The following is a 9,610-nucleotide window of genomic DNA, read 5'->3' as shown; positions in this document are numbered from 1 at the left end:
TTGTGGTTTATATATTTGAAGTGCAGCTATCTATAAATGATTGCCTCTACTCTGCATTATTACCAAAAAGTTTTTGCGAAGCTTTTTTCAAAAAGCGACCCGCCGGAGGCTTTTTACTTAAAATATGAAGCAGTTATTTGGACAGTGAAAGTTCCCATTTATAAAGGGAACAGAGCCTATATAAATGATTGAATCAAAAAATATCATTGTTAATATAAAAAACAGACTCGCTTTCACGAATCTGGAATTTCAGTACATTCTGAAATGTCTGATAGGTGTTTCAGTCTGCTATATTCCATATGTGCTTGTCCCCCAGCACGAATTTTACTGGAGCATAATTTCAGTTCTTCTTGTACTTGCACCTGACCACAGCGATTCCAACAGGTTGGCAATGGACAGAATGAAGGCCAATGTTATAGGTTCGGTCGTCGGGCTATTAGCTTTTTTGTTTCTTGAGCATGTTCCTGTGCTTGTCGTGCTTTGCATAGCTGTGATTGTGAATATCCTGATCTGTTACATGCTTGGCCTTGAAAGCGCGACCAGATCAGCCCTTGCTGCGCTTGTAATTGTGCTCATTCAGGAAAAAGAACGGAGCAGCTGGGCATCGGGTTTTGAAAGAATGGGATGTGTTATAGTAGGGTGTTTAATAGCAATTATAATCACTTATATTTTCAGCAGGTTTGAAAAGATGAGAAACGGCAGGAATAGTGTGTCTGAATCAATTGAGAAATAAGCAGTATAACCATCAACGTTTCAGCAGTTTATATCCTAAAACAATATAAAAAAGGTCATCCATGAAATTCAATAATGTCTGCATAGAAGCATTCGGATATGAGCTTCCAACAAATGTCTGGACATCCGATGATATCGAAGAACTGATTGAACCTGTTTATCAAAAGCTTAAATTCAAAAAAGGCCAGCTTGAAGCCCTGACAGGCATTCATGAGCGCAGATACTGGGGTATGGATTTCCCTGTGAGCAGAGGCGCTGTCATGGCCGGGAAAAATGCCTTTGGAAAAACAGATTTGAAACCCTCAGATATTGAGATGCTAATTTATGCGGCTGTGTGTCGTGAAAATCTTGAACCTGCTACGGCCTGTGCAGTGGCTGACGGTCTTGGGATAGGGCAGGATGCCATGGTTTTTGACATAACCAATGCCTGTCTCGGAGTCCTTAATGGCATAGTCCAGATTGCAACTGCCATAGAAGCCGGGCAGATAAAGGCAGGGATGGTTTTATCCTGCGAGACTTCAAAAAGAATCATGGACATTACCATTGAAAGCCTGAACAGGAATCCTGACATGGAGAATTTCAGGCAGACGATAGCGACACTTACAGGCGGCTCAGGAGCGATTGCCGTGATTGTCTGCCATAAGGATCTTAGCGCTGAAAAGAGAAGGGTGCTTCTCGGAGGAGCTGTCAAAAACAGCGTGAGGCATCATGATCTTTGCGTCTGGGGGTACAAAAATCTCTCCCTGGACGGATACAGAATGCAGATGCGAACAGATTCCATCTCTGTTCTTCATAACGGTGTAAAGCTTGGAATTGATACTTATCAGGCTCTTAAAAAAAATATCGGATTAAAGGACAGTCAGCCTGACAAGGTTATCTGCCATCAGGTAGGAGCAGCTCACCAGAAAACAATTCTCGAATCCATAGGCATTTCAACTGATAAGGATTTCCCGACCTATCCTTTTTTAGGTAATATTGGAACTGTTTCTCTTCCAATCACGGCAGCCATAGCAGAAGAAAGGGATTTCCTGAATCCTGGTGATCTTGTATGTTTTCTTGGAATTGGAAGCGGTCTTAATTGTATGATGCTTGGGGTTCGCTGGTAGCCATATATAATAATTTGATTTAAAAATAATAAGTTTTTTGCGGAGCTTTTTTTAAAAAAGCGACCCGTCGGAGGCAAATCCTTAATGAAAAAATACGGACGCAGGGTTAATACTGAATCATTCAGGGATATATATCCATTCAGCCCGAATTACCAAAAGATCAACGGATTTGAAATGCATTATATTGACGAGGGCTTTGGTGAACCTGTTCTAATGCTGCACGGAAATCCCACCTGGTCTTTTTATTTCAGGAATATAATCCAAAATCTTCCAAAGGGCTTCAGAGCAATAGTTCCCGATCATATTGGATGTGGTCTTTCAGAAAAACCTCCGGCAAAGGCTTATCCTTACAGTCTTGAAAACAGAGTCAATGATATTGAGACATTAATTGAAAAGCTCGGCCTGAAAGAAAAAATACACCTCATTGTTCACGACTGGGGTGGAATGATCGGCAGCCTTTTTGCCTTAAGAAATATGAACAGGATTGCGAGCATTACTGTTACAAACACATCAGGCTTTCTTCCTCCAGGCACAAAGCAGCTTCCACTTAGACTAAAAATTCTTAGAAACATTAAAGCTTTCTCAAAACCAGCTGTTCTCGGCTTTAATATTTTTGCCGGTTCTGCCTTATATATGGCTCCCCAAAAGCCGCTATCCTCAAAAATTAAGTCAGGATTGATTGCTCCTTATTCATGTATTGAAAATCGAGTCGCTACATATAAATTTGTTCAGGATATTCCTCTTGATGAGTCACATCCAAGCTTTAGCCTTGTGAAATGGGCAGATGACAATCTTCATAAGCTTTCTGACAAGCCCATGCAGATTCTGTGGGGAGAGCATGATTTTGTTTTTGATACAGACTATTTCAATGAATGGACAAGAAGATTCCCTAACAAGGAAGCACATTTCTTTAAATCAGCAGGCCACTATCTTTTTGAGGACGAGCCAGAAAAAACATCTGATTTGATAAACCATTTTCTTCTTAGTATCTGATCTGCTATTCTTTTAAAAATTGTCTTTAAGCAAAATAATGGCCGTGTCAGTTTCCTGTCTCAACAGGAACGACACGGCCTTCCAGAAATACTTAAAATCGCATCACCTTTCCTAATCCATTTATATTAAAGCCCTATTCATTGCTCATTTTTTAATCAAATTTATTAGAATGTTGAGGATCCAATGAAATACAAAGTGCCTGAACCATTAAAAAAGTTATTAAGAAGTCCGTATACATCTATTTTTACGGGTGTAATCCTATTTGCTTCGGGAGTATTCGAATCAACTGAAACGGCCTTAGAAAAGTTTTTTGATATCGAGATTAAAAGCTATATGGGGATTATATTTTTTGCGATCGTTCAAATTCTGAAAGCGATCACCGACATATTTGAAGGCCTTGAAAAATTTGAAGTTGCTGGACTTACCGAAGAGGAAACTCATTTATAAGCTAAAAAAAGCTCTGTTTAATGTTTTAGATGAAAGAGTGACCTCCAGGGAACAGCTTTTTAAAAATATTCGCAAAATTTTTGCAGAGTATATACAGATTCAGTGCATTTGAGTCCAATCACAATAAAATCATGAAGTTTTTTTTAAGAATAGCCTAAATTATATGAAAAAATAATTCAACTGACTTCAGGGAATTGGCATGAAAAAGAAAATATTTATAATTATTTTGAGTATTTTTTTGCTATTTCTGAATGCACAGGTTTCAGCTGTTTTAGCCGCAGAGTTAATCATTGTTGCAAACAGAAATATTAAACAGAACGAGATCTCGAAGGATGAGATAAAATTCATTTATCTTGGAAGAAAGAAAAAATGGGATGATGACAGCAGAATCACTTTTGTTGTTCTTAGAAGCAAGCTTTATCAAGAAGAATTTATGACAAATTTTCTCGGTAAAACTCCTGAACAGTTTGACCACTACTGGAAACAGAATGTCTTTACTGGAAATGGTCAGACTCCGATCACTTTTGAAAATATAAAAGATCTTGTAGATTTTATAGCAAATAGAGACGGCTCAGTAGGATATGTCCCTGAAGATGCAAATATTGGTAATCTTAAAATATTAAAGATAAAATAGGATTTATATTTTATGAAAAAATATATTCTTATCCATATTTTGGTTGTTTTTATGATGATATGTATTCCAGCACTTTCCTTTGCAACTGTTGTTGGTCTTGAGGATATAAAAAAAAGCGCGGCTGAAAAAATTGAAATTCATGGTTTCCTTTCCCAAGGCTATCTTGAATCTGATCACAATAATTTTTTAGCCAAAACTGAAGACGGAACATTTCAGTTCAATGAATTCGGGATTAATTTTTCAACACGTCTTACAGATTCTTTAGAGGCAGGCGTTCAGTTTTTCGGCAGGGATATGGGGACAGTGGGAAATGACGAAATAAGATTTGACTGGGCATTTCTGAACTATAACTGGAAAGATTGGGCAGGATTTAAAATTGGTAAGATGAAGATGATTTATGGTCTTTATAATGAAGTCCGGGAAATTGATATGCTAAGACCCCAGACCCTTCTGCCCCAGTCAGTTTATGTGGAGGTTTACAGGGACAGTATGGCAGCCATAACAGGCGCTGATATCTACGGACACATACCAACCAAATTGTTTGGAAGTTTTTTGTACGAGTTTCAGGTCGGTGTACTCCCGTTCTCGGTGGATGATGGAGTATCCCAGCTTATAGAGAGTACTAACTATGCGTGGAAACTTAAACTGACTGAGGTTGACAGTGAATATGCCTGGTCCTATGGAATAACATGGGAACCGCCTGTTGACGGTCTGAAGTTTCGTTACTCAGGTTTTGAAGTTAACGGTCTGTATGCTGAAGGCGATGTTTCGGCGACTCTGCCTGCTGATATCAATCATGATGGTACCATAAGCCCTGGCGAGGGGATTCCGGTTTCCTCCTTTGATCTTGATTATAATCTTGTCAGGTTTGATGTCGCTTCAGCGGAATATACAATTGGAGATTTTGTTCTTGCCGCCGAGTATATGAATATGGATCTGGTCGCATACTATCAACTTGGCCCTGTTAAAGTAAAGCGTAATACCCCATATATGGGTTGGTATATTTCAGGGGCATACAGACTCAATGAATTATTCACGATTGGACTCTCATATTCCGAATTTTATCCTAATGCCAATGACAAGGACGGTAATACCCAGGTTGCAGCTGGCAGAAACGATTTTCAAGGATGGCAGAAGACTTATACTGTTTCCACAAAGTTCGACGTAAATCAAAATTGGATGCTTAAATTAGAAGCAAGCTACAATGACGGATTTGGTACAATACAACCTTTTTATAACAACCCTGAAAACATAGAGCCTTATTGGTGGCTTTTTGCTGCCAAGGCCACTGTAAGTTTTTAATTATGCTGGTAAGTTGACCAGGTCAAAAACAGTCTGTATTAAATTATTGATGGTCTCGCAAAAAGTCAAAAAAGGCCTCGGCGTCATACTGGTATAGATCCGGCATCTTTGTGCTTTCAATTATTTTGGATTCCGGCTCCCGTGTTACCGGGACAGGCCCCGCCGGAATGACGGGAATCATCCTTTTTGTGGCCTTGTAATTATTCACATAACGATTCTTCTAATACCTGATATTTATTCTTTAAACAGATATCTGTAAATCATGTCTGTAAATTCATCCATGAGGCGCTTGTCATCCAGGCTACCCATGAATTTTATTTTATGGGCAAAATTTTCTGCTGCGCTGTGAATAACAACAGCGGCTGCTTCCATGTCTTTGACCTGTATCTGATCTTTGAAAAAATCAAGGGCGGCTCCAATCTGTCTCAGCTCTTTTTCAGTTTCCTTATCATAGAGTAATTTGACCTCTGGGTCTGAATAACGGAGAACATGGGTTTCTCTGTGGAAATCAGGGGCCACGTCATATGCCAACAGTAGATTTTTCATGAAATGTCGAATAATCTGCAATGGAGAGAGCGCTTCCCAGTTTGTATTTTGATACCATATCCTGTCAAAGTGGTTCTCTAGGTAGATTTCAAGTACTTCTGTCAAAAGTTTTTTCTTGTCCGGGAAATATGAATAGAAGCTGCCTATGGCCACACCAGCTTCGGCAGCTATTTCCTTGGAGTTTGTCTTGTGGATTCCTTTTTTTGCGAACAGGCTAATGGCAGCTTCCATGACTCTGTTTTTTTTGTCTATGCTTCTTTTCTGTTTTGGAATTCTTGTTTTAGGTTTTACAGTGGTCATATATTATCCTGTTTACAGTTCAGTCATTCTTCACTGCTATTAATGCTATAAAACAGTAGCTTATTATGAATATGAACACTTAACACTGTAATTCGAGTTGTGATTCATGTTTTTATTGACTTCATTTTAAGTTATTCATATAAATTTTGAATATGAACTATGATTCATATTGCTTTTTGAGTTTCAAATAAACCAGCGATGATGAGCCTGTTAACAGCATTTAGCCATTTTGATCATTGTTGTGATATTCCTTCCATCAGCCGTGAGGCTTGTTAGGGGTTAGGCCATCGCATGCTGAAGGTTCAGCTACACTTATTCAAGAGGAATATAGCGCCTTAATTATTCGTCTAAATTAACTGATATATTAAATATATCAGTTAATCAAATTTTTTGAACTTTTCAGATAAAATAAGGGATAACCCCAAGTGAATGAAATAAGAGAATATATTAGATATGACAGCCTCAATCTTGTCTCTTACATAATTTACAGCGAAGACGGCGTTTCGATCTCACAGGGGATTGGGCGAACCCTTAATATGAGCCAGGGAGGTATTCTTCTTGAAATAGAAGGTTTGCTTGATGAAGATATAAAGAATATAAGCATGACCATAGCAATAGATGAGAATGTTATTAATGTGGACGGCAGGGTGGCGTTCACCCTTATTACTACGGCAGGGTTTACGGAATACGGCATTCAGTTCATGGAAACAGACATAAAGACTATTGAAATTATTGAGTGTTTTATTAATAGTTCTCTATATGAAACCCCAAAAAAGCCTCGTCTTTTGAGGAAAAAAGACTCAAGAATAGACAGCTTTAACCTGACCATAGTAAAAGAACACGAAATTATTCTGGAATACATTGATTCTTATAGAAAATTAGTTGAAAATATTGATAACAGTAATTTAATTATGAAAATAGAAAATCTCATGACATTTCTTAAAAAAGATTTGGTGAGTCATTTTTTCTTCGAGGAAAACGCGGTGTTTAAAGCTGCTCTTTATGGATACCACATAGATGAAGCAACTCATGACATCATCAATAAATTTAAAAATGATCATACTATTCTTATGACCAAACTGGATGAAATCCTGTCTTTTTTACGGATCATAAAAAATGAAGATAAAAAAGAAGGAGAGGATTCCTTAATAAGAAAAATATTTGTATTTCTGGGGCATACAAAAAAACATTGCAGAGAAGAATCAGAGATACTGACGTCTCTTATTAATTATGATTGGGAAAAAATGAGATATCTAAACTCTCTGCTGGAATAAAATGGTTGTTTAAAGCTCCAAATATGTGAGCTTGCCCATAAAATATTTGGAGGAATCTGTCACATGAAAATTTCTCGCAGGAATTTTATCAAGCGTTCTGCCCAAATGACATCAGCGGCTTTGTTTAGCGGCGTATTTGGATTTGGGACACTATCTGGTTGTTCCACAGATGATAATGATGGTCATCTTACTGGCTCAGCGCCCAATATTCTTTTGATCATGGTCGATCAAATGCAGACTCCACCTGAGGGATATGGCGCTGACGAAGGCGCTGCCCAGGGACTGAAGGAAGTTCTTGGATTCAGAAACCTGTCTTTAGGTAATGAATATGTCAAATATTTTCCTGGTCTTATGAGGTTAAGACAAAATTCAGTTGTAATGAGAAAAAACTACACTGCGTCGGCAGCCTGTGTGCCGAGCAGGACAGCAATCATGACAGGCCAGTATCCAAGCTTGACTGGTGTCGATCAGACAGACGGGCTATACAAGACAGCCTCTGACGTTCCGTTCCTTGACCCAGAGGGAACGCCCACAATTGGACACTGGTTCAGAGCCGCCGGATATTCGACGCATTATTTTGGTAAATGGCACGTTTCCGAGGCCGAGCCTCCGAAATATCTCGAGCCATGGGGGTTTTCCGAATGGGAGAAATCCTACCCTGAACCACATGGAGGAACAGCCGACAATACAGGAACTTATCGTGATGTCGAGTTTGCTGATAACGTAAAGAATTTTCTTGAAAACCAGAGGTCAAACGGAACCGGGAATCCCTGGTTCGCGGTGGCATCTCTTGTAAATCCCCATGACTGCAGCGCGTATCCAATCAACTGGCAAACGCCTCCAACGCCTTTGACATCTGACGGGAACGGAGTTGTTTCATGGGCAAATTATCCTCCTCCTGTGTCAATACCGGATCAGGGCCAGATGAGCCTGACAGGAGGAATACATGAGAATAACCAGTACAGAGTTGATTTGAATCCAGACGGTTTCCCCCAGAATAACAGTTCTCTGCCACGCACTTATAATGAAGCGCTTGATGACAAACCAAGCTGCCAGAAGGACTATTCACTGAAATGGGGACTTGCTTACGGAGCAAGCACAAATTACGGTCTCACTGGTACTGGTATAACGTCGCCTCTTCCGTTTCAGCTTAGTGAGGATGCAGCTGAATGGTCACTGAAATATAATCAGTTTTATTTTTACTGCCAGTACCTCGCTGAGTTGCAGATTCGAAAAATTCTTAGCTCGCTTGATGAAAACGGGCATACAAATAATACGATAGTAGTTTTTCTGTCTGATCACGGTGATATGACAGGCGCTCACGGCGGCATGATACAGAAATGGCACAACGCATATGAAGAATCAATAAGAGTGCCCATGGTTTTTTCATCGCCTCTCCTGAATGCAAACAAGAACGAAATACGTGAAATTATTCAACCGACCAGCTCTATAGACCTGGCGCCGACCCTTCTTGGCCTTGCAGGTTATAGCGGAAAACGTTTAAAGACTCTTATGGGGTCAATGAGTTTGGCATCAAATCCGAAGACTTTTGCCGGAGCCGATCTTTCTGGCCATGTCAGAGGAAAAAACAGCGGAACCATTACAGGCGCAGATGGCCGGGATCGGAACGGCGTTTTTTTCATGACCAATGACATGATAACTGAAATGGGCTCAAGCTACGATCCCACAAAGTGGGCTCAATACCAGGCATTCATATCCAGTGTAAACACACAAATAGATGCAGGGCTTGATCTGGCAAGGGGGCCAGTAAGACAGCCCAACAATGTACGTGCGCTGTGCACCGGAAACTGGAAAATGGTTCACTATGTTGATCCAAATTCTGTTGAATCTGATGAATGGGAACTTTATTGCCTGAAATCTGATCCTGTGGAGCAGGCTAATCTCGTTGATTTCAGAACAGGAGAGGTCAGGGATGATGTTTCAGTTCCGGGAATGACCTTAACAGAGCTAAAACAAAAAAACTTGCAGCTAAGAAAAGAGCTTTCCAGACAGGAATCGGTCATTATTGGCTGATAAACCTTTTATATTTAAAGATAAATTTATTTGACTCTGTTTTATTTTCAGTTATGAGAGCCTTCGGCGAGTCGCTTTTTGAAAAAAGCTCCGTAAAAACTTTATGATTTTGTCGGGTGCTTGGGAAACAATATTTTCGTTATTTTTGTAAGTTATTATTATCAGAGCAAGCAATCAAACTTAAAAAGAGTGCATAGTCATCCAAATTTATGAATATGGGATTTTGTCGACAAATAGCAGGC

At 39.5% G+C, this 9,610-nt stretch carries 9 protein-coding genes; 8 read left to right on the top strand and 1 reads right to left on the bottom strand.

What is annotated here, in order from left to right; all coding sequences use genetic code 11:
* Positions 1 to 184: 184 nt before the first annotated feature.
* The 6 genes from K245_RS23085 (at position 185) to K245_RS0104665 (ending at position 5,214) form a co-directional block, all read left to right on the top strand.
* Entirely contained in the window at positions 185 to 733 is a 549-nt protein-coding gene (locus K245_RS23085; protein WP_051283875.1) for an FUSC family protein, read from the top strand.
* Positions 734 to 794: 61 nt separating this feature from the next.
* Positions 795 to 1,838 carry a 3-oxoacyl-ACP synthase III gene (locus tag K245_RS0104685; RefSeq protein WP_027358378.1) on the top strand — a complete coding sequence of 348 codons (1,044 nt, stop codon included), beginning with the start codon at positions 795 to 797 and terminating at the stop codon, positions 1,836 to 1,838.
* A gap of 84 nt (positions 1,839 to 1,922) precedes the next feature.
* The gene (locus K245_RS0104680) at positions 1,923 to 2,831 is read left to right on the top strand and encodes an alpha/beta fold hydrolase (protein WP_027358377.1); all 909 of its coding nucleotides are present in this window, start codon (positions 1,923 to 1,925) and stop codon (positions 2,829 to 2,831) included.
* A 183-nt stretch (positions 2,832 to 3,014) separates the two neighbouring features.
* Complete coding sequence (locus K245_RS0104675) at positions 3,015 to 3,278, top strand: hypothetical protein (RefSeq protein WP_027358376.1); 264 nt, start codon at positions 3,015 to 3,017, stop codon at positions 3,276 to 3,278.
* 199 nt (positions 3,279 to 3,477) lie between these two features.
* Entirely contained in the window at positions 3,478 to 3,912 is a 435-nt protein-coding gene (locus K245_RS0104670; RefSeq protein WP_027358375.1) for a hypothetical protein, read from the top strand.
* A 12-nt stretch (positions 3,913 to 3,924) separates the two neighbouring features.
* On the top strand, positions 3,925 to 5,214 hold the full coding sequence (locus K245_RS0104665) for a hypothetical protein (protein ID WP_027358374.1): 1,290 nt from the start codon (positions 3,925 to 3,927) through the stop codon (positions 5,212 to 5,214).
* Between the two features lie 234 nt (positions 5,215 to 5,448).
* Here the strand turns inward: K245_RS0104665 and K245_RS0104655 are convergent, their stop codons facing one another.
* On the bottom strand, positions 5,449 to 6,060 hold the full coding sequence (locus tag K245_RS0104655; RefSeq protein ID WP_027358373.1) for a TetR/AcrR family transcriptional regulator: 612 nt from the start codon (positions 6,058 to 6,060) through the stop codon (positions 5,449 to 5,451).
* 425 nt (positions 6,061 to 6,485) lie between these two features.
* On the opposite strand from K245_RS0104655, the gene K245_RS0104650 reads away from it, so the two are divergent.
* A complete protein-coding gene (locus tag K245_RS0104650) occupies positions 6,486 to 7,334 on the top strand; it encodes a hemerythrin domain-containing protein (protein ID WP_027358372.1) in 849 nt (282 codons plus the stop codon).
* A 63-nt stretch (positions 7,335 to 7,397) separates the two neighbouring features.
* Positions 7,398 to 9,368, top strand: coding sequence for a sulfatase-like hydrolase/transferase (locus K245_RS23080; RefSeq protein WP_051283874.1), 1,971 nt, complete (start codon positions 7,398 to 7,400; stop codon positions 9,366 to 9,368).
* The last annotated feature ends 242 nt before the right edge of the window (positions 9,369 to 9,610 follow it).

It is taken from the genome of Desulforegula conservatrix Mb1Pa, from assembly GCF_000426225.1.
GTDB lineage: Bacteria > Desulfobacterota > Desulfobacteria > Desulfobacterales > Desulforegulaceae > Desulforegula > Desulforegula conservatrix.
This window is presented reverse-complemented; position numbering and strand designations above follow the sequence as displayed.